Raw genomic sequence first — 22434 nt, 5'->3', positions numbered from 1 at the left:
CTACCCAACAGAGGAACAGGAATGCAAAGCTTTAACGACTAACTTGCGAAAGTCTCCGGTGAAGCTAATTGTCCGTTGCTGCTATCTTTAACCTGGCAATAAAATCGGCGAACGTGAGTCTGGCGTCGACCCCGCTGAATACCCGGATTTGTCTTCCTGCAATCTCATCGCCGTAATGACCGTCTGCAGAAATGGTTCTGGCCGGAAGCGTTTCAAAGTGGCTGCTTTCTGTGCTCAGTGCCGAGAGTAGCACAAGTGGATGATCGCCCATGGTCAGTGTGCCTCCTAACTGTACGAACGCCGGCAAGTCTGTGTACAAACTGTATAGCCATCTGCTGACCGGTGAGACGGGCAGAAAATCTGCCTGCATTTCTGCTACGGAGTATTGCATCTGACGGTACGTTGAAACCGGTATCTGCCATACCGGTACGCCGGACTGCTCCAGTACATATTTTGCTGCTGCCAGATCTGTACTCAGGTTATATTCGGGACCACCGGAAGGGTAGTCAGCGCCGCCTATCCAGATAACCGTCATCTTCTCTGCAATTGCCGGCGCCAGTTTCAGTGCTTCAGCCAGATTTGTCAGCGGTCCTCCACAGGTAAACAGCAAAGGCAGGGGACTATCTTTCATGGCCTCAGCCACGATGGCTTTGGCTGCATCAGACGGTTTGTTGTGTTTCTCCCGCTGAATATAATCGTGGCCGGCTGCCACGGCAGGGCCTTCTGTTTTCAGTAGCGTGAGTAAATGTTCTGCACGGCTTTTGCCAATGACAGCAGTATCCTTGTTACCGTGTGTCAGGCGGGCCAGGTTTGGATCCGTGCCGGTTACGGTGATCAGTGGTACGGTTGTTTTCGGCGCCAGTAGTTGATGGGCGAGGGCTGCCAGACCATCCGGATCGCCGGCAAAGTCATTATCGACGATCACACGGTAAGCCGGGTTTTGCGGTATAAGTTTTTGTGCCGCCACGGCAGGCAGTGAGAGGATAAGAAAGCATAGTGGCAAAATATAAGCAGACATAGGCAATTGAGCAGAATTCGTTGTTAACAGGTTGTTGCGATTTTGAGGCGGAAGACAGGCCAAAGTAAAATTGGTATTTTTTGACAAGGTATAGGCTGTCGCTATATTTGCGTTTTTGGTGATATTTCGCTGAAAGTCGCAGATAGCAGGGTAGCGCGTATTTAAATTTTTATTGAACTGTGTAATCTGGAACTCCGTAGCAGTGTAAACAGGTAAACATTCAGGTGACCGTTTACCCGGCCCGGTTCACTCAGTTTTGGATGAAATCATCTACCCCCTCAGGATCGCAATGGATAGCATTAAGCTCGTTAAAAACACCAGGGAAGAAACCGCTGTTATTGAGGCGCATATTCGTGAAGTCGCAGGCAATACCGGTGAACTTAAAATACTGGAAGCCGGCTGCGGGCAAAAATGGCCTCTTAAGTTGGAAGGGATCCCCCGTCATATCACCGGCGTTGACATTGATGAGGCTGCACTGGCTCTGAGGCAGCAAATTCACGGCGATTTGCAGAATATCATCACCGGCGATTTGCGCGCCCTATCTTTACCGGCGGCACATTTCGACGTTATTTATACTTCTTACGTGCTCGAACATATCGAGAATATCGATAAAGTACTGGAGAACTTCGCCTTGTGGCTGAAACCGGGAGGCGTTGTCGTGATTAAGGTGCCGGACCGTGACACGGTGTACGGTTTTCTTGCCCGCCATACTCCGCACTGGCTCCATGTTGCCTATTACAGATATATAAAAGGTAAAAAGCATGCCGGTAAGCCCGGTCACATCCCTTATCCTATTGTTTACGACCCTCAGTTGTCCCGCTCCGGTATCAAGGCTTTCTGCGCAAAGCACCAGCTCATGCTATGCAAAGAAATGGGGAAGAATAATTACCTGCGAAAGCGGGCCAAAAAAGATAAGATTGTTCGTGTAGTGGCACAAATGATCAGTAAACTGTCAGGCAATAAACTGGCCTGGCATTACAACGACATTATTTTTATCATTCAAAAACCAGCCAGTTAGTGCCATTATCCGGCTAACTGTTATGCGTGTTCTCAAGGGACACGCATGATGCCTTTTATCCATCATAATCTTACTCAGGAGCACGTCATGGCTGTTCATGAAATCAAGCACCCGTTAATTCAGCATAAAATCGGTCTGATGAGAGAAGCGTCTGTCCCGAGTAAAGATTTTCGTGAATTAGCCAGTGAAGTAGGCAATCTGCTGACTTACGAGGCCACACGTGACTTGCCCACAGAAACAGCACAAATCGAAGGGTGGACCGGTGAGAAACTCAATGTTGAACAGATCAAAGGAAAGAAAATCACTATCGTCCCTATTCTGCGCGCTGGTCTGGGTATGCTGGACGGGGTATTACAGTTAATCCCGAATGCCCGTATCAGCGTGGTGGGGTTATACCGGGACGAGGAAACCCTTGAGCCGGTACCTTATTTCGACAAAGTCGTAAAAGATATTGATGCCCGGACCGCGTTGATTGTCGACCCCATGCTGGCCACCGGGGGCACGCTCATCGCGACTATCGATTTGCTGAAACAGAAAGGGTGTGAGCACATCATGGGGTTATTTCTGGTTGCTGCTCCCGAAGGGATTGAAGCTGTTCAGAAAGTGCACCCGGATGTTGATATTTATACGGCATCCATAGATGAGCGGCTGAACGAGAAGGGTTACATCCTGCCCGGACTGGGGGATGCCGGCGATAAAATTTTCGGCACGCGGTAACCGAATAGCTTAAAAGGACTTACCTGAGCTGATTTCCCTCTTATCTACGAATCCCAAAATGGTGCAAAAGAATCATTAATTTGAATAACTATGCACAGTGCGGATGCTTTATTTACCTTCCAGTACCACGTTACTGACACAATTTGACGGGTTATACGATCAAAGGTGTCAGTATTTCCTCCTTTTAATTCTGTATTTCAACGCAGCATTAACGCCGGGGTTGTTAATTTCATCCCTATATTTGGTGTTTATAGAGATGTGCATCCTAAAATTAGCCTGGTGTTACACTGTACCAGTACATCCTTGCCTCCTGCGCAATTTCATCGCCGGTGCATCAAATCAGTGCGAATTATTCTTTAGTATAAAGTAAGCTAATTTGCACATAAGAATTTTTTATGCATTTTTATGTGCATAAACATTTTTAATTTCTGCATAAGTGACAATATTTATAAAACTTATATGTTGATCGTTTGTAAATAAGTCTTTCTTATGTTCGTAACGCGCTGAATTTACGAATATAAATCTTTATTCCCTTGTTAAAAATTCCATGCGAATAATTATTCTCTGATAAAAATTACTTAAATCAATGTTTTAGGTACGGCATGTGCAATACCTCTCCTGCAACAAGCACATTTACTGAGTAAAGCTGAAAAATAAACCGCGCCAGTTCTGTAGTCGGACGCACCTCAAATAATCAGCAGTTGAAAGCAAGCACAGCTTAAACAGGAGATACACATATGAAGGTGAACACCCCATTCCCCACCCGAAAACTCTATCTGGCGGTAGCGATTGCGAGCAGTTTGTCATCCCAGGCCTTCGCACAGGAAAGCGAAACGTCTGCACCGGCAGCAGAAGAACAAAAAGTTGAGTCCATTCAGGTGACCGGTTCACGGGTTTCCCGTGACGGTTACGATACGCCTACACCGGTTGCGTCAATGTCTGAAGAAGATATTAATACCTTCGCACCAAACAGTGTGGCTGACTTCGTCAACACCATGCCGTCGGTATCAGGCAGTTCCACAGCCTCAACCAGTTCAGGTTCACTGAGTAACGGTGCTTCCGGTATTGCTGCATTAAACCTGCGGGCACTGGGAACCGGCCGTACACTGGTATTATTTGATGGCCAGCGTTCTGTGGTATCAGCGTCGACCGGTCAGGTCGACACAAACACATTCCCTCAATCGCTGATCAAGCGCGTTGAAATCGTTACCGGCGGTGCCTCTTCTGTTTACGGTTCTGATGCCATCTCCGGGGTGGTGAACTTCATTCTTGATAAAGAGTACACTGGTTTTAAATCGCAGGTGGAATACGGCGAAACGACTTACGGCGACCGTGAAAACAGCAAAATTGTACTGACTTACGGTTCGGAACTGGGCAACGGCGATGGCCACCTGCTACTCAGTGGTGAGGTTTTCCGTGCTAACGGCATTCACTATACCACCCGCGACTATGCCGAGCAGGGCAACGTAGCGATGATCAATCCGGACACGTCTGAAGGCGCGCCGTATTTCTACACCGGCAGCGGTATCGGTATTTCTAACTACACCCCGGGCGGTTTAATTGCGTCAGGCCCGCTGGCCGGCACATACTTCGGTGTTGACGGTGCGACAGGTCAACTGGCAACGGGCGCAACGTCCGGACAATGGATGCAGGGCGGGGACTGGGAATACACCACGTCGGGCATGCTCGGCACAAACTCTCTGGCAGCAGATCTAGACCGTAAAAACCTGTTTGGACGGTTAAGCTGGATGTTCGGTGAAACCGAGGTGTTCCTGCAAGGTTCTTACGCCGAGTATGAAGGCTTAAGTTACTACATTAATCCGACCACGAAAGGTGTGACCATTTACGCGGACAATGCGTATCTGCCTGAGTCTGTGGCTACTCAAATGGCAACCCTGGGACTGGACAGTTTCTCTTTGAATACCAGTAACGTGGATATGCCGGCATCAGGTTCGAATAACAAACGTGATACCACCCGTATTGTTGGCGGGGCAAAAGGTGAATTTGCACTGTCTGACAAGTACTTCCTGTGGGATGTGTATTACCAGCACGGTAAAACCAATACCGACGAACACATGACACCGACCTACAACACCTCCCGTTTATCTCTGGCAACAGATGCTGTGGTTGACCCGGATACCGGTAATATTGTGTGTCGTTCTACGCTGACTGATCCTACAAATGGCTGTGTACCGCTGAACCGGATGGGTGTTGGCGTTGCAAGCGAAGAAGCACTGGCTTATGTACTGGGCCAGCCGCGTCGTAAACAGGAGTTTATCCAGGACGTTGCGGCAATTAACTTCAGTACATCCGATATCGACGGTTGGGCGGGCCCCATTTCTCTGGCTTTCGGTGCTGAGTACCGTAAAGAAGAAATGGATGGCTCGGTCGATGAGGAATATTCATCAGGCTGGAAGTACGGTAACTATAAAGTGACCGAAGGTTCTTACAATGTAAAAGAAGCTTACCTGGAAGCCCTGGTGCCGGTGATTGAAGATTTAGATTTCAACGGCGCTGTACGTTATACCGATTACAGTACCTCCGGCGGTGTGACCACCTGGAAAACCGGCTTCACCTGGTCGCCAATTGACGATGCGACTTTCCGTATCACCAAGTCTAAAGATATTCGTGCACCAAACTTGTCTGAGCTTTATGCAGCAGGTACGGCACGCTCTAACTCGGTCACCATCAACGGCGCTTCTGTGCCTATGGTGCAGAACCTTCAGGGGAACCCTAATGTATCTCCGGAAGAGGCGGATTCCTTTGGTTTAGGTGTGGTGTTACGCCCCAGTTTCCTGGAAGGATTCTCAGCAACCATCGATTACTACGAAGTGGAAGTTGACGGCGTTATCGGCTATGTCACAGCAGATACTACCGCTGAATACTGTGTTGAGTATGGCGTTCAGAAGTACTGCGACAACATGATTTACAACGAGTCCGGTACGCTGCAAACCATTAACCTGCTGTACGACAACCTGAACTCCATGTCCGCGAAAGGTGTGGACTACGATGTGACTTACCGCTTCGCTATGGGCGATCTGTACAGTGGTATTCCAGGGGACGTAAAACTGCGCTTCCTGGCCACCAATTACCTTGAAGCCATCACCGATGACGGTACTACCGCCATTGATGAAGCCGGCTCAAACGCAGGCTCAACGCCGGACTGGAAGTTCCGTGCTTCTGTCACTTACGACCTGGACGACATGCGTTTTGATTTAACTGCCCGTGGCATCAGTGAAGGCACGTTGAGCAATGCATACATCGAGTGTTCGACAGATTGTCCGGTAAGCAGCGCGCCTTACTACACCATTAATGACAATACTGTAGCCAGCAAAGTGTTCTTCGATGCCTATGCATCAAAAACTTTCAGCTTTGACAACACCGGTGACTTTGAGCTGTATCTGCAAATTAAGAATCTGTTCAATACCGATCCTGCGGTTGTTACTTATCCGGCTTATCAGGGGTCTGAGAACCGTCCGGGCTATCTGGCAACAAACCGTTCTTTATATGATGTACTTGGCCGCGAATTCAAAATTGGCTTCCGTGTGAACATGTAATCAATGCCCGCAATGAAAAAGGAAAACAGAATGTTTAAAAGAAGCATGACAAGTGCGCTAATCGGACTTTCTCTGGCGGGATTGTCGCTGGCAGCAGATGCTGCCACCGGCATGTCGCAGAATGAGCGCATGGATGCGAAAAAAGCGTTAATTAAAGCCATTGACGGTAAAGCTAAACAGGCGCAAATCATGAACGATATGATTTTCAGCTTTGGTGAGCTTGGCTTTCAGGAATTCCAGACGTCGAAGTATTTAACCGACCTGCTGAAGGAAAATGGGTTTACTGTCGAGCAGGGGATTTCCGGCATCCCAACCGCATGGATGGCAACCTGGGGTGAAGGTGAACCGGTCATTGCATTGGGATCTGACATTGACGGTATTCCTAAAGCGTCGCAAAAACCCGGTGTGGCTTACCATGATCCCATTATCGAAGGTGCACCTGGCCACGGTGAAGGGCATAACTCAGGTCAGGTGGTAAATATCATTGCCATTCTGGCTGTGAAAGAGTTCATGGAAGAACATGGCCTGAAAGGCACCATTAAAGTATGGCCGGGCGTAGCGGAAGAGCAGTTGGGTACTAAAGCCTATTATGTTCGTGACGGCTACTTTAAAGATGTCGACGCCGTGTTGTTCTCACATGTATCTAACGGTTTTGGCACAAGCTGGGGCGGCGGCCGTGGTAATGGCCTGATTTCTGTTCAGTACAACTTCTACGGTGAATCCGCTCACAGTGCCGGTTCACCCTGGCGTGGCCGCAGTGCGCTGGATGCTGTGGAGTTAATGGAAGTGGGTATGAGCTATCGCCGTGAGCACTTACGTCTGTCACAGCGTACGCACTCTATCGTGGTTGACGGCGGCGACCAGCCAAACGTTGTACCACCAAAAGCGAGTCGCTGGTATTTCTTCCGTGAAACCGACTATCCGCATATTAAATCCCTGTGGGAAATCGGTGACAAAATGGCAGAAGGGGCGTCATTGATGTCAAACACTACCTGGGACTCTGTTGTTCTGGGTTCTGCCTGGCCGCAGCACATGAATAAAGCCATTGCTGAAGACGCTTATGAGAATATCAAACTGGTAGGTATGCCAGAGTGGTCGGCTGATGATATTGCGCTGGCCAAAGCGTTGCAAAAAGAGATTGGTGTGGAGCCGGAAGGACTGAATACCGAAATTAATGAGCTCACTGATCCACCTGATCCCAAGAAAAACATGGGAGGCGGCTCAGATGATATCGGTGATATCTCCTGGCAGGTGCCCACCATTACACTGCGCTACCCGGCAAACATTCCTAACTTGCCCGGTCACAACTGGTCTAACGCTGTAGCGATGGCAACGCCAATTGCTCATAAAGGGGTAGTTGCAGGTGCGAAAGCTCAGGCACTGACCTTATTTGACCTGCTTACCGATGAATCGCTGATGGATGCTGCCCGTGATTACTACGAAAACGTGCAGACCAAAGATGCTTCTTACACGCCGTTGTTGCGCGAACAGGATCAACCGGCAGTGCACCTGAATAAAGGCATTATGGCGGAGTTTAAAGGCGATATGTCTGAGTTTTATTACGACCCTGAAAAGTACGACACGTACCTTGAACAGCTGGGTATTTCTTATCCCACTGTGCGCGAGTAACTGTCATAACGAATGCAGGCGGTATTGCCGCCTGCCAGATTTTTTCAGGAGTAATTATGAAACGTTTTTACCGTAATGCACTGACAGCGGCACTATTATCTGCAGGCATGATGATGACCGCCTCTGCCACCACGCTGACAGAAGCGCAGCGGGATGCTGCGAAAACAGAACTGGTGAGTGCTGTTGATAAACAGGCCAAGCTGGCGCAGGTCATGAACGATATGATTTTCAGCTTTGGCGAGCTGGGTTTTCAGGAAACGGAAACTTCGGCGTATCTGACTAAATTCCTGACAGAGCAGGGTTTTGACGTAGAGCAGGGCATTTCCGGTATTCCTACTGCCTGGTATGCCAAATGGGGTTCAGGTAAACCGGTGATAGCGCTGGGCACCGATCTTGACGGTATACCCAAAGCTTCACAGAAGCCCGGTGTGGCTTATCACGATCCCATTGTAGAAGGTGCGCCCGGTCACGGTGAAGGTCATAACTCCGGTCAGGTTGTGAATATTATCGCTGCGCTGGCGATGAAAGATTACATGATCAAAAACAACATTGAAGGCACCATCGTACTCTGGCCGGGCGTTGCTGAAGAGCAACTGGCTACCAAAGCGTACTATGTCCGCGATGGCTATTTTGATGATGTGGATGCTGTGTTGTATTCCCATGTGGGCAGCGGCTTCGGTACTTTCTACGGTAATCCGTTTTTTTCCGGCCTGGTGTCAGTTAAATATAATTTTTACGGTGAATCTGCTCACAGTGCGGGCTCTCCCTGGCGCGGACGCAGTGCGCTGGATGCGGTTGAGCTGATGAGCGTTGGCATGAACTACCGCCGCGAGCACTTGCGGATTGCCCAGCGTACGCACTCGGTCATTGTGGATGGTGGCGACCAGCCGAATGTTGTACCACCCAAAGCAACTGCCTGGTATTACTTCCGTGAAATGGACTACCCCCATATTAAAGCGCTGTGGGAAGTCGGCGATAAAATGGCGGAAGGTGCGGCACTGATGACCAACACCAGTTGGGACTCTGTGGTAATGGGCACCGCATGGCCGGGCCATTTCAACAAGCCGCTGGCGCTGGCTGCCTATGAGAATATCAAGAAAATAGGCATGCCTGAATGGTCGGAAGATGATCAGACGTTAGCGAAAGCGCTGCAAAAAGAAATTGGCTCAGAAGTTACCGGCCTGCCGGATAAAGTGATGCCTATTTTTGAGCCGCCTCCGCTGGAAAAACTCACTGGCGGTGGTTCTGATGATGTGGGCGATATCGCCTGGACTGTGCCGACAATCTTTATGTTGTATCCGTCGAACATTCCTAATCTGCCGGGTCACAACTGGGCCAACGCGGTATCGATGGCAACGCCTATTGCCCATAAAGGTATTATTGCCGGCGCGAAAGCACATGCTATGACGATGGTCGATTTATTCACTGATCCGGCACTGTTGCCGCAGATGCAGGACTATTTCGATAACGTGCAGACCAAAGACGTGAAGTATCAGTCTTTACTCCGTGACGGCGATGAGCCGCAAATTAATCTCAACGAAAACATCATGAAGCAGTATCGCGATGAAATGCGTAAGTTCTACTACGATCCTGAAAAGTACGACACCTATCTGGAACAGCTGGGCGTGTCGTATCCCATGGTGCGGGACGAGTAAATAAGAAGGAAATGCAGTGATGTCTGACAAGAACCGGACCGGATGCCCTCATTGCTTTGCCCTTGAAAAAGAGGCAAGGGTAGTCAGGTTTCTTGTCGGATTGATCCTGCTGATGATTTTTTTAACTTTTCCGCTGCCGCCGGCAATTTTGGCAGGATAAACAAAACGATGCAGCGGAAAGATAACCGGGTCCACCACTTTAGTTAAAGCGGTAAGACGGCCCCCGCAGCGGGGGCATTTCATGTGTACGTGCTCTGTTGAGCGTTTCGGGCAACCATCTGGTTGCCCTTTTTTTTTACTTTTTTTGTCACAAAATGCCCGCCGGCGGTTTCTTTGTACTGAACATGTCAGATATGACCTGACCATGACAGTTAACAGGGAACAATTATGCAAGATGATAAAATGGCTGCAGACACTTTCACGACGCCCCGCAAGCCGGTAAGGTTAATCAGTTTCGTTTCACGCGTTGCGGAGGGATCATTATGAGTGCACAGATTATTGAGAAGGATGTCCGTTTAGCTATGACTGGTGATACATCCGCATTTACCCGTTTAATTGAGGCGACGCGAAATACCATCAGCAGTATTGCACTGGCAGTGGTGAAAGATCTTGACGCCAGTGAAGAAGTCACCCAGCAGGTGTATATTCAATGCTGGCAAAAATTGGGCACATTAAAAAATCCTGCCAGTTTTCTGCCCTGGGTGCGTCAGGTTACCCGCTATACCGCTTTCAACTATTTGCGGGATAACAAGGTATCCTCACGTGCTGACAGCGAGGAAGCCGACAAGCTTTTTGAACAGTTCTGTAACGACAGCGATGAACCGGTTCAGGCGTTTAGCCGTGATCAACAGGCTTTGGTATTAAGCAAAGTGGTAGATGAGTTGCCTGAAGAGGCCCGGGAGGTAGTTTTGTTGTATTACCGGGAAGAGCAATCCGGTGCTCAGGTAGCCCGCTTGCTGAATATTTCTGATGATGCCGTACGGCAGCAGCTTCACCGTGCCCGTTTATCTCTGCGTGAAAAGCTGATGGAAAAGTACGGATCGCTGATCCTTTCAACTGCGCCGGCTCTGACAATCAGCAGTGCTGTTTTATTTGGTGCCGGGTTCAGCACACCGGCTCATGCAGCAACCGGTTCTGTCGCTAAAGGCGGGTTCTGGGGGGCTGTGAAATGGCTGTTCAGTGGTGCCATGATGGCCGCGGCCGCCGGCGCACTAACCGTATACATGAGCGCCAGTATTCCCCTGCGTTATATGCAGCATGAAGAGCGCAAAGCCGCACTGAAAAAAGAGCGGAACAGAACCGTTGTGGCGACGCTGATTGCCGGTGCGCTGTGGACCGCTGCCTATGAGTTTACAACGGGTTGGGCGGGGCCGGTTCTGATGTACCAGGTGATGATGGGCATCATCATTGTACAAACCATCAAGATGCAAAATATGATTCTGGCCGATCAACAATCCGCCGGGCAGACAAGGCATAGATCCGTCGGGTTATTCTGCGGACGGTTCGGACTCTATGCAGGATTACTGATGGGCAATGCTGCTATGTTCTACGGGCTATATCAGAGCGGGAGACTCTTTTGAGTCTCCTCAGCAGGCAGACAGTTCTGTCACCATGGTTTTGGCCAGCAGTTCGATGGCTTCAGAGCGCACTTTCTGCGGATTCACCAGACACACACCAATATGACCCAGCTCCGGCAGCGCCGGAGAAGGGGACAAAATATGCAAGCCGTTTGGTACAGTACTTCTCGCCAGTACAGTAATGCCCAGTCCTTCATTGATGGCGGTCTGAATACCGTTGAGATCGCCGATGGTGTACACAATTTGCCACTGCTTACGGTGCTTTCCTAACAGGTTGGTTGCACGTTTACGGTAAATACAGGGCGCCGGGGCGGCGATAATGGGCAGCTTTTCAGGAATGCTGTTAACAAAGCGCTGACTGCCAACCCACACCAGCTGGTCTGTCACAATGTAACCATCCTGGTCGGGGTCGGGGATCTCCTGCAGCGACAGGATTAAATCAAACTGGTTTTTCAGTGGCTCACACAGCAAATCTTTACTCAGCGCACAGTGCACTTCCAGAGAGACTTCCGGATAAGACTGGGTAAAGCGGCGAATGATCTTAGGCATCAGGGTCGTGGAAAATTCACTGGGGATCCCCAGTTTGATGTTCCCGCTGACCTGAGGACGACCAAATTCAGCCATCGCCTGGTCATTCAGCATGAGTATTTTCATACCAAATTCCAGCAGCTTGCTGCCTGCCAGCGTCAGGGTAAGACGGTTGCCTTCGCGGGAAAAGAGTTTTTCTCCCACCATTTCTTCAAGTTTTTTGATTTGCAGGCTGATAGCTGGTTGTGTGCGTTTTAAACGTTCCGCACATAAAGTGTAGCTACCCGTCTGCGCAATCGTCACAAATGAACGTAAGAAGTCCACGGACAAATTTTTCATGGCTACACTCCAAAATAAAAATAGGCAGGCAACCCTATTTTGGAAACTTATGACTCTATTGTTTTTATTAATTTTATTTATTGCGATACCAGAATTAGCATAAAGAAAATCAAAACACAATGGAGTTATCATGAAGCTGCTGAATGAATCGCTGAATAATGTGGATCCTGAAATCGCTGCGGTAATCGCAAAAGAGACCCGGCGTCAGGAAGATCATATCGAACTGATCGCATCTGAAAATTACACCAGCCGGGCGGTAATGGCGGCACAGGGAAGTCAGTTAACCAACAAGTACGCTGAGGGGTATCCGGCGAAACGTTATTATGGCGGCTGTGAAGAAGTGGATGTTGCCGAACAACTTGCTATCGACCGCGCTAAAGCCTTATTCGGTGCAGATTACGCCAATGTTCAGCCGCACTCAGGCTCGCAGGCAAATGCGGCGGTTTACATGGCGTTGCTCTCTCCGGGCGATACCATTTTAGGTCTCAGCCTCGATCACGGTGGTCACCTGACACACGGTGCAAAGCCGAATTTCTCCGGTAAATTGTACAACGCTGTGCAATACGGTATTAACCCGGAATCCGGTGAAATTGACTATGAACAGGTTGCAGAGCTGGCAAAAACCCATAAACCAAAAATGATTGTTGCCGGCTTCTCGGCGTATTCCCGCATCGTTGACTGGCAGCGTTTCAGAGATATCGCCGACAGTGTAGGTGCGTGGTTAATGGTGGATATGGCTCATGTTGCCGGCCTGGTGGCCGCCGGTGTGTACCCCAACCCTGTGAAAGCGGCACATGTGGTTACCACCACTACCCACAAAACATTGCGGGGGCCGCGGGGAGGGTTAATCCTCTGTCAGTCTGCCCCTGAACTGGAAAAGAAATTCAATTCATTGATTTTTCCGGGCATTCAGGGCGGTCCGCTTATGCATGTTATTGCAGCCAAAGCGGTGGCGTTGAAAGAAGCCATGTCTGACGACTATAAGGTGTATCAGCAACAGGTGGTAGACAACGCCAGAGCGATGGCAGAAGTCTTCATTGAGCGTGGCTTTGATGTGGTATCCGGCGGCACAGATAACCACATGTTTCTGTTGAGCCTGATCAGCAAGGGCATGACCGGTAAAGCAGCCGATGCGTTGCTGAACAGTGTGAATATAACCGTTAATAAGAACACGGTGCCTGATGATCCCCAGTCTCCATTTGTCACCAGTGGTATTCGCATCGGCACTCCGGCAGTCACTTCTCGGGGATTCACTAAAGCAGATTGTCAGCAACTGGCCGGATGGATGTGTGATTTGCTTGGTGCGCCTGACTGCGCAGACACGGCTGCAGGCATTAAACAGAAAGTGGCTGAACTTACCGCAGCAAGGCCCGTTTACAGCTAGTTTTCCTGTTAAATTACTACTTCACCGGTACGACGGCTGTAAAAATTGAAAATAAAGTCGTACCGGTTACCGTCACTGTGCTAAAATTTTAAAAAAATGTTAATCGATTAAGATTGCACCCGTTTAATAATGCCTGCCGGCATTCAGTACAGTGACCTTTGCCGTAACAATGAAGAAAGTAAAACTGACTTTAAAAGATGTGGCTGAAAAGCTGGGCGTTTCTACCGCAACCATCTCTAATGCCTTCAACCGCCCGGATCAGCTTTCTGCTGCCAGGCGTGATGCCATTCTGGCTGCCTGTAAAGAAATAGGTTACAGCGGGCCGAATAAAGCAGCGCAGATCCTCCGTAAAGGTCAGTCTAATATTGTGGCGCTGGTACTTGCCGATAACATTGAATACATGGTCAGTGACCCTGTTGCATCTACCTTCATCCGTGGCGTTTCCTCTGTGCTGCAGGACGCTCAAAAGCATTTACTCTTGTATGCCGGTAATGCACAAACTATTACCGATGTGGCCGATTTCGTTGACGGCTTTATCTGCTATGGTGCGCCCCAAAACCCGAAATTAGGAGAAGAACTACGGCAATTAAGTAAGCCGGTGGTCACGGTAGACTTCAACCTTGAAGGCTGCCCCTCAGTGAACATCGATAACGAGAATGCCGCTTATCAGATTGCGATGGAAGCATTGGAAGAAGGTGGGCGAGCCGCTATTCTGGGACTGAAACTTATCGACTCACCCGTGACCTGCAGGGTGTACGACAGTCCGCTGCTGGACTCAGACAGTGCAATTTCTCATCGCCGGCTTGATGGTTATTTCAGGGCGATGAAACGTAAAAATTGCGACATTAATAATGAATGGATTTGGCATATTCCGGAGAGCGGGGGAAATTTTGCCCGTCAGGCCGCCAATGAAGTGCTGAGTATTTCGCCCCGCCCGCAAACCGTACTGTGCATGAGTGACATGATTGCACTGGAGTTGTTGCAATGTGCGCTCAGCAAGGGCATTAAAGTGCCGCAGGAACTGAAAATTACCGGCTTTGACGGTATTGACGAAGCCCGCCGTACCCGTCCTGTTCTCACCACGGTTTGCCAGTCGAGCATCGAAAAGGGGGAAACTGCCGCAAAGCTGCTACTGGAAGGTGAGCAGGCTGACTCTGTAATACTCGATTTCGAACTTCTTAACGGCGGTACTATTTAATATCGCTCGCGGCATCTTAGTATCGCTTTCTGTGTCTTAGTACCGCTTCCGGCATCGCTTCAGACTGCCGTCTCTTTCTTTTTTTAAAACTGCTTTTGTTGTTGCACCTTTTCATCCGCTGCACCGGCCGGCGTCAGTCTGGCCGGACAATTAAAGCGGTACCTGCCTTCAGAATTGCCTGTCTCTCTGTACTTATCTTAATCAAATAAGATTAAATTGTTATTCCTTTGGGTATATTTCAAAACACGTTAATAAAATTTTATCAATAATAAATATCTGATTTATATTGGTTATATCGTATTTTTTATTATCTTTGTTATATAAATTCTTCACATTGTATTTACACTGGAAAGTTTTTAGATTAAATTCTTAAACGATTAAGTTCGGTTGTAAAGAAGGTGGGAATAAGCTGCCCGTTAGAAAAGTGACCGGATTGTTAGCCTGTAAACACTCAAACACTCTCCCGGAGAAAACATGAACAAGCGTTATGCATTCAGTAGATTAGCGTTGGCTGTCAGCGCAGTCATAGCCAGTCCCGTTTTTGCTCAGGACAATACTGACGCTGAAACCCAGGATAAAGCCAAATACGAACAAATCGTTGTGACTGCAACCCCTGGTGGTGCCACCATGCAGGAAGCCAGCGTGTCGGTCAGTTCCTTTAACGAAGACGATATCGTAAAACTTGCGCCACGCTCTACTGCTGAAGTGTTCCGTGCTATTCCGGGGATCCGTGCTGAGTCTTCAGGTGGTGGCGGTAATGCGAACATCACTATCCGTGGTATCCCTTTGGCTACGGGCGGTTCCAAATTTCTGCAAATTCATGAAGATGGCTTACCGGTACTGGAATACGGTGATATCAACTTTGGTAATGCTGATAACTTCATCCGTTATGACTGGTCAGTGGCTAATGTAGAAGCGGTTCGCGGTGGCTCTGCGTCGACTTTCGCCAGTAACTCGCCGGGTGGGGTTATCAATATGATCAGCAACACCGGTGAAATCGGCGGTGGTGCTATCGGTACATCTTTTGGTGTGGATTACGATGAAATGCGCCTGGATTTCCGTTACGGCGGTGAAATCAGCGACGACCTGTATTATCACATTGCCGGCTTTGCCCGCGGTGGTGAAGGTACCCGTGACACCGGTTATCACGGTGATAAAGGCGGCCAGGTGAAGTTTAATATCACCAAGCTGCTGGATAACGGTCATATCCGTTTCTTCTACAAAAACCTGGATGACAAAGTTTCCACTTATCTGCCATCTCCGGTACTGGTTAAAGGTGACGGTGAGTACGGTCCTGTTCCCGGTTTTGATGCCAGTTCACAGGCCCTGAACTCAGTGTATAACACGAATATTTCTACTTTTGACAGCTACGGCAATCCGGAAAACCGTGACGTACGCGACGGCATTTCATCAGAAGTTAATTCATTCGGCGTGGAAGTAGACCTGGAAGTTGCGGACAATCTGTTCCTGTTAAACAAATTCCGTATTTCGGATGTTTCCGGCGGATTCATTGCACCTTTCACTGACGGTTTCCCTGCCGGCCCGGGCGATGTATCAAATTTCGCTGCTGCGCTTTGTTCCGGCGCGCTTGATGGCGAAGGTAATGCGCTGAACTGCGACAGCACCACGGTTACTCTGGCGAATGGTCCGGGTGCAGGTGAAGTGTATACCGGCGAAGCATTTACTAACTTACAGTTTGATGCCCGTCTCAATGACCTGGGTAACATGATTAACGATCTGAGCCTGCGTAAAGAGTTTGATAACGGCGTATCACTGACAGTAGGTTATTACTATTCAAATCAGGATATTGCGACGAGCTGGGCAAGCTGGCAAACCTTTATCCAGACGCTGGACGGTGACAACTCGCAGTTGCTGAATATTACAGATGCTGATGGTACTGAACTGGTATCCAACGGCCTGTTGTCAGCCAGCTTCCTGTCGTATGAGTGGGATCTGAACTATGTGACAACTGCACCCTACATGAACGTAGGTTTTGAACTGTCAGACAACATTCTTATTGATGCTTCAGTGCGTTACGACAGTGTTGATGCATCGGGTGAACTGATCAGCTCATGCTGTGGCGGCAATGCCGATTACGACATTAACGGAAACGGTGTTATTGAACAGATTGAAGATGCGTCTGCGCAGAACAGCGGCTTCATCAGCGGCGGTGTGATTAACCTGAACCGCGCCGGTGCGTCATCGCAAATTGTTGACTACAGTGCCAATAACACTTCCTATTCACTGGGTGGTTCTTATTTACTGAGCGAAACGCAAACCCTGTTCGCCCGCTACTCGAAAGGTGGCCGTGCGCTGGCAGACCGTCTGCTGCAAATTGGCGGCACACTGAATACTGATGGCAGTCTGACCAACACAACCTCCGGCTTCGATACAACCAAGCAACTTGAAATTGGTTATAAGTACGGCACCCGTGATCTGATGCTGAACGCCACGCTGTTCGACACCGTGACGGAAGATACTCAGGCTGAAGTGACCAGCGGTCTGACGTTCATGCGCGAATATGAAGCAACAGGTCTGGAATTTGAAGGACGCTGGAATGCAACTGATAACTTCGTGCTGTCCGGTAACCTCACATGGACAGATGCTGAAATCAGCAAGGACGCCAATGATGCAGCGCTGGTGGGTAACACACCACGTCGCCAGGCTGACTGGATCTGGACAATTACACCGGAATACGTCACTGATTTCTGGTCAGTGGGTGCATCTCTGCAAGGCTCTACCGAGTACTATGTTCAGGACAACAATGACCTGAAACAGGATGCTTATAACCTGGTGAATGTGTTCGCCACTTACTGGGTTAATGACCAGTTCTCAGTTTCTCTGAATGTAAACAACGCTACTGATGAGTTTGTTATCACAGAATCTGAAGAAGGCTCCGCAGCAGTAGGCAGCTACATCCGCGCCCGCCCGCTGAACGGCCGCACTACTGTGGTATCTCTGAAGTACCTGTTCGACTGATTCACTCTCCCTGTGAAATAGCATTGCCCGCACCGGTTTCCGGTGCGGGCTTTTTTATTTCCGGTATTGCCGGTATCTGCGGACAGGGGAGTGACCTGAAAGTTACCTTTACGCCTGTTTACCTTTGACCGGTGTGCAAGCCACACATATCTGGTCGCCATAGTAATTATTCTGATAATTACAGGTCATTGCCGGGGTGGACTGTGTTTTGTTTTTGCTTACCAGTTTTTGAATCATTTTAGCCATAATCTGCTCCTTGTTAAATTGGGTACAGATTATGTGATTTTATAAAGCGATTAAAATCTTAAATACTAATCGCTCTAATCGCTTTCCTGATGATTCTGCATGCCGGCCGGGCTATTCCTTATCAACAGTAAAAACCATATCCCGCCATTCATGGTTGGTTATTTCACGTTCTGTAAACGGGTAGAGGGTGAAGCCGGTGACTTCCCGCTTTACATTTACCTGATAACGGATAAAGGCGTCACTGGCTGCGTTCTGGTTGTCCCAGCGGATCACAAATGTATGATCGTCAAAGGGCTCCAGTCTGCCGGTGAGTGTGGGCATTTTGTCAGATTTTATCCGCAGGGTGTCGCCTTCAGGGTAAACGGTCATCAGGCCAAACCATTCGTCGCTGAATCGTCCGGCATAGGTGTTTTGCGGTAACAGCACTTCACCACTGCCAGAGGGAGTCGTGTGTCTGGCCAGATATTTCTCTTCCTGCTTATCCTGATAAGCCCGGTATTCATCTATCCAGTTTCTTTTATCACTTTCAGGCAGGTAAGCTTTGAGGATGGTTTGCATGACAGCGCCGCGGGCACCGTAGTTGGAGCCGTTATTCAGTACCACCACACCCAGTTGTTGATCCGGTACGAAAGCCACATACGTCTGATAACCGGATAAGGTGCCGGTATGAGAGATTACCTTATGGCCGAAAATATCCATAAGCCGCCAGCCGAGGCCATACGCCTTAAAATGCATATGGTCCCATTCTTCGTCAGTGTCATCAACAGACAACAGGGTTTGCGGTGTCAGCATGGTGTTGTATGCATCTTCTGAGAGAATGGTTTCACCGCCGGCACTTTTACCTTCATCCAGCCACATCTGAACCCACTTCAGCATACCCGTCGCATTACAGCTGACGCCGCCGGCTGCAGCAGAGACAATGCCTTTTTCTGCCAGCTGGTTACGTGGAATGGGATAAATGCCTCTCTCATCGTTGTGGCCGTAACTGATGGCGTGGTTTTCGAGCACATAGCCCGGCACATCCCCACCAAAGCAGTCCATACCAAGGGGAGCAAATACACGGTTTTGTAGCCGGGATTCCCAGCTGTCTTCCGTCAGGTGCGCCACTATTTCCCCGGCTGTGATATACATTACATTGGAATAGGCGTATTCACTGCGAAAACTGTACTGAGGCGTCAGAAAGCGCAGGTTATGCACGATATCCTGACGGCTGAAGCCGGATGGCTCAGGCCACAACATACTGTCTCCGGCACCTGAACCCAAACCGCTGCGGTGGGTTAACAGATCGGTGATATCCATTTCGCGGCTGGCAAACGGGTCGGCCATCCTGAAACCGGGCAGCACGTCTTCTACCTTTGTGTGCCAGTTCAGTTTTTCTTCGTCTACCAGTTGTGCCACGGTGGTGGCTGTAAATGCTTTGCTGACAGAAGCCAGTCTGAACCAGGTGTCCGGTGTCACTGGCAGCCCTTGCTCTTTATCTCTGAGACCATGTCCGGCGAGGTACACAATCTTGCCATTTTTCACAATGCCCACGCTCATGCCCGGGGTGTAAAATTCTGACAAAGCACGGTCAATGGTATCCGGCAGTGTTTTCAAATCAGATGGCAACTGGTTTACCGGTTGCGTATCAGCCGCAGCCTGTGCTGCAATGAGGGTGGCACATAAGCCGGAGAGAAAAAGCCTGCGCAAGTGGTGTACTCCTTTATCTTTTCACACCACTGTTGAAAATATTAAGAGGCTTGTCAACTGCCAGAGGTTCAGTGACACAGGGTTGCGGATCAACGACCCGGCGCTGCAGGGAATCGCTGAAGCGAATCTACGCCGACGGTTGATCCCATACCAGCTGTTTGAAGTGTTTGCGGCACATAGATTCATAACGGTCATTACCGCCAATCTCAACCTGATTACCGCCGGTGACAGGCTGGCCCTGTTCATCCATCCGTACCACAAATGTGGCTTTGCGACCGCAGTGACAGACTGTTTTCAGCTCAGTAAATTTATCAGCCCAGGCCAGCAGATAATGGCTGCCTTCGAAGGTTTCACCGAGAAAATCTGTACGGAGTCCGTAGGCCAGCACGGGAATATCCAGTTCGTCGACAATTTCTACCAGTTGCCTTACCTGCGCCTTAGTCAGAAACTGCGCTTCATCAATAAATACGCAGTCCAGCGGCTGGGCCCGGTGAGCCTTAAATACCTGCCGGAACAAGTTATCTTCGTTACCGTATAAACTGGCGTCGGCCTGCAAACCAATTCTTGAGGTGACCTTACCCACATCATAGCGGTCATCGATTGCCGCTGTGAAAATCAGTACATGCATACCCCGTTCACGGTAGTTGTAAGCAGACTGGAGCAGTGAGGTAGATTTCCCTGCATTCATTGCAGAGTAGTAAAAGTAAAGTTGAGCCATGTGATTATTATTGTTCTGTTTCAAGCCGGCTGGTCAGTGCCTCTGCACGTTCAGGCCTGGCGAAGTAAAATCCTTGCAGGTAGTCTACACCCATCGCCTTAAGCCTTGTAGCCTGTTCTTCTGTTTCTACTCCTTCGGCAACGGTTTTACAGCCGAACTCGCCGGCAATCAGCAAGGTTGCACGGATAATCGGGCCGCCTGCTGAGTCGAGGTTATGAATAAACGACCGGTCAATTTTAATGTGATCAAAATGCAGGAGCTGAAGCTGACTCAGCGATGAAAAGCCGGTACCGAAATCGTCTATGGAAACGGCTACCCGACGATTTTTTATGGCATTTACCTGCGCCGCAAGCTTTTGTTTATTGTCTGCGAATACAGATTCTGTAATTTCCAGATGCAACCTGGAAGGCGCAAGGCCCGTATGACTGAGTACTTCGTCGAGCTTGAGGATGAAGTTATCTTCCATAAGCTGAATCACTGATACGTTCACCGAAACGGCAACGTCAGGGTCTTTCCAGCTTGCTGCGGTTTCGCACGCTTTTGACAGCACCCATAATCCGATATCGTTGATAAGGCCCGAACGTTCAGCGACAGGAATAAAGTCTGCGGGAGAGACGGGTTGTCCGTTAAATTGCCACCGCAGCAGCGCCTCGTAAGACCACACAAGGCCGGTACCGGCATCTACAATAGGTTGATAAACAAGGTGCAACTGGTCATTGATGATGGCAGAACGAAGCCCGTCCCGTAACTGCATTTCTCTGCATACCGCATCATGCACGTTGTCACTGAAAATGCCGGTATGGTTCACGCCGCGACGTTTCTCATGATACATGGTTATATCGGCACGCTGGATCAAAAGCTGTTCGTTGTCGCCGTGATCTGGAAAAATAGCAATACCTGTCGTGGCATCAAGATTGATGATGTTTCTGTCTATAGCCATGCCCTGAGCAATACTGGCGCGGATATTTTTTGCCAGTTGCACTATTTTGCTGAGATTGCTGAACGTAGCAACAATAATGAATTCGTCGCCTCCCCACCGCGACAAACAATCGTCCGGTGCAAATTGCCGGAATCTTGAGGCGACAGAGACCAGCACCTGGTCACCGGTTTGGTGGCCGAGACTGTCGTTCACCTGTTTAAAGCCGTCGAGATCAGTAAACAGGATAGCCAGCTTCTCTTCCCTGAAGGCGGCCTGTTTCAATTTATCCCGCAGGGTATTTAAGAACGCCGCCCGGTTCATCAGGCCGGTGAGTGGGTCGCGGTTAGAGAGGCGCACAATATCTTCTGTGCGGGAGTGCACTTCGGCTTCCAGAGTCGCATTCATATTGTCCAGTTTCTGGTTACTCAGACGCAGTGCTTCGTTTACTCTTACCACTTCATTGCGCTCTTCCGCCATTTGTTCCACCAGCGCCTGATTCTTTTCCCGTAAGCTGATGGTCTCCAGATAAAAGGCATTGGTTTTGCGGGAGGTACCCAACATGATGATGCAGAAGCCGAATCCAAGCAGGCCCAGCATGAATAATTCTTTACGCGGATCTGTCAGTGCCATTACGGAAACCGGGATCAGCAACAGCGTGCAGTAAGTCCATACCAGCGGCCGGCTGGCACCGAGCACTGCCGCTGCACCGCCCGCCAGGGCTGACAGAACAACAACTGTGGTAGCCAGCTCCATAATATCCATTAGCGGGTACAGGGTAACGCAATAGAGCCCCCAGATGATGGCTGTCAGTGTGACACCAATGGCAAACCGGAAAAATGCGGGACGGGGAGATGTGTCTTTCTGCCTGAGGACTTTCATCCAGAAGATGGCATCAAGAAAGCGAAGCAGTAAAACAGACACCATGATCAGCCAGAAGAGTCGTTTGACTGAATGGGTTTCCGGTGTATCGAAGCCGAATGCCAGTGCACTGATGGCAGCGACAGAGATAATCATGCCGTTAAAGGCATTGGAGTGCAGCAGGTGCACAACATCCCTTAACGCAGCATCATTCAGTGTGGAGTGGTGGAATATGGGGCGCACTACTTAATCCTGTTTGCTGGACGGCCCTGTCACATTTTATGTGTATTCACCGGGAGATGACGGAGAAGCGTACCGCCCGGGTAAACCGGAAAAGTTCCTGCTAAAAGGTATAGTGCAAAACCGGCAAAAAGCAATAAAAAAAGGTGACCGTAGTCACCTTTT

16 protein-coding genes are annotated in these 22434 nt (G+C 49.4%); 9 read left to right on the top strand and 7 right to left on the bottom strand.

Annotation, left to right across the window (positions count from 1 at the left end; all coding sequences use genetic code 11):
- Positions 1-64: 64 nt before the first annotated feature.
- Positions 65-1018, bottom strand: coding sequence for a nucleoside hydrolase (locus tag DS731_RS14950; protein ID WP_119503441.1), 954 nt, complete (start codon positions 1016-1018; stop codon positions 65-67).
- A gap of 289 nt (positions 1019-1307) precedes the next feature.
- Here DS731_RS14950 and DS731_RS14945 point away from each other — a divergent pair, with 289 nt between their 5' ends.
- The 5 genes from DS731_RS14945 (at position 1308) to DS731_RS14925 (ending at position 9594) form a co-directional block, all read left to right on the top strand.
- Complete coding sequence (locus DS731_RS14945) at positions 1308-2036, top strand: class I SAM-dependent methyltransferase (RefSeq protein ID WP_119502086.1); 729 nt, start codon at positions 1308-1310, stop codon at positions 2034-2036.
- 87 nt (positions 2037-2123) lie between these two features.
- Positions 2124-2753: a uracil phosphoribosyltransferase gene (gene upp, locus DS731_RS14940; RefSeq protein ID WP_119502085.1), complete on the top strand. Its 630-nt coding sequence runs from the start codon at positions 2124-2126 to the stop codon at positions 2751-2753.
- Between the two features lie 737 nt (positions 2754-3490).
- Complete coding sequence (locus tag DS731_RS14935) at positions 3491-6310, top strand: TonB-dependent receptor plug domain-containing protein (RefSeq protein ID WP_119502084.1); 2820 nt, start codon at positions 3491-3493, stop codon at positions 6308-6310.
- 30 nt (positions 6311-6340) lie between these two features.
- Positions 6341-7939, top strand: coding sequence for a M20/M25/M40 family metallo-hydrolase (locus DS731_RS14930; RefSeq protein ID WP_119502083.1), 1599 nt, complete (start codon positions 6341-6343; stop codon positions 7937-7939).
- Positions 7940-7995: 56 nt separating this feature from the next.
- Positions 7996-9594 carry a peptidase dimerization domain-containing protein gene (locus tag DS731_RS14925; protein WP_119502082.1) on the top strand — a complete coding sequence of 533 codons (1599 nt, stop codon included), beginning with the start codon at positions 7996-7998 and terminating at the stop codon, positions 9592-9594.
- 48 nt (positions 9595-9642) lie between these two features.
- On the opposite strand, the gene DS731_RS14920 is transcribed toward DS731_RS14925, so the two are convergent.
- Positions 9643-9837: a hypothetical protein gene (locus tag DS731_RS14920; protein WP_119502081.1), complete on the bottom strand. Its 195-nt coding sequence runs from the start codon at positions 9835-9837 to the stop codon at positions 9643-9645.
- A gap of 239 nt (positions 9838-10076) precedes the next feature.
- On the opposite strand from DS731_RS14920, the gene DS731_RS14915 reads away from it, so the two are divergent.
- Positions 10077-11174, top strand: coding sequence for an RNA polymerase sigma factor (locus tag DS731_RS14915; RefSeq protein ID WP_119502080.1), 1098 nt, complete (start codon positions 10077-10079; stop codon positions 11172-11174).
- 6 nt (positions 11175-11180) lie between these two features.
- On the opposite strand, the gene DS731_RS14910 is transcribed toward DS731_RS14915, so the two are convergent.
- A complete protein-coding gene (locus DS731_RS14910) occupies positions 11181-12038 on the bottom strand; it encodes a LysR family transcriptional regulator (protein ID WP_119502079.1) in 858 nt (285 codons plus the stop codon).
- A 130-nt stretch (positions 12039-12168) separates the two neighbouring features.
- Between DS731_RS14910 and glyA the strand changes: the two genes are divergently transcribed.
- The 3 genes from glyA to DS731_RS14895 all read left to right on the top strand — a co-directional run bounded on the left by glyA (position 12169) and on the right by DS731_RS14895 (position 17599).
- Entirely contained in the window at positions 12169-13422 is a 1254-nt protein-coding gene (gene glyA, locus DS731_RS14905; RefSeq protein WP_119502078.1) for a serine hydroxymethyltransferase, read from the top strand.
- 169 nt (positions 13423-13591) lie between these two features.
- Entirely contained in the window at positions 13592-14620 is a 1029-nt protein-coding gene (locus DS731_RS14900; RefSeq protein ID WP_119503440.1) for a LacI family DNA-binding transcriptional regulator, read from the top strand.
- Between the two features lie 474 nt (positions 14621-15094).
- Positions 15095-17599 (top strand): TonB-dependent receptor domain-containing protein, encoded by a 2505-nt coding sequence (locus tag DS731_RS14895; RefSeq protein WP_119502077.1) that lies wholly within the window; start codon positions 15095-15097, stop codon positions 17597-17599.
- A 108-nt stretch (positions 17600-17707) separates the two neighbouring features.
- Here DS731_RS14895 and DS731_RS21970 read toward each other — a convergent pair whose 3' ends face one another.
- The 4 genes from DS731_RS21970 to DS731_RS14880 all read right to left on the bottom strand — a co-directional run bounded on the left by DS731_RS21970 (position 17708) and on the right by DS731_RS14880 (position 22272).
- Positions 17708-17845, bottom strand: coding sequence for a hypothetical protein (locus tag DS731_RS21970; RefSeq protein WP_161599163.1), 138 nt, complete (start codon positions 17843-17845; stop codon positions 17708-17710).
- A 111-nt stretch (positions 17846-17956) separates the two neighbouring features.
- Entirely contained in the window at positions 17957-19534 is a 1578-nt protein-coding gene (locus DS731_RS14890) for a serine hydrolase (protein ID WP_119502076.1), read from the bottom strand.
- 127 nt (positions 19535-19661) lie between these two features.
- Positions 19662-20252 carry a thymidine kinase gene (locus DS731_RS14885; RefSeq protein ID WP_119502075.1) on the bottom strand — a complete coding sequence of 197 codons (591 nt, stop codon included), beginning with the start codon at positions 20250-20252 and terminating at the stop codon, positions 19662-19664.
- Between the two features lie 7 nt (positions 20253-20259).
- A complete protein-coding gene (locus DS731_RS14880) occupies positions 20260-22272 on the bottom strand; it encodes a putative bifunctional diguanylate cyclase/phosphodiesterase (protein ID WP_119502074.1) in 2013 nt (670 codons plus the stop codon).
- Positions 22273-22434: the final 162 nt, after the last annotated feature.

Source organism: Alteromonas sp. RKMC-009 (assembly GCF_003584565.2).
In the GTDB taxonomy this organism is placed as follows: Bacteria; Pseudomonadota; Gammaproteobacteria; order Enterobacterales; family Alteromonadaceae; genus Alteromonas.
Note: the sequence above shows the minus strand (reverse complement) of the source record. Positions and strands in the feature narration are given on the sequence as shown.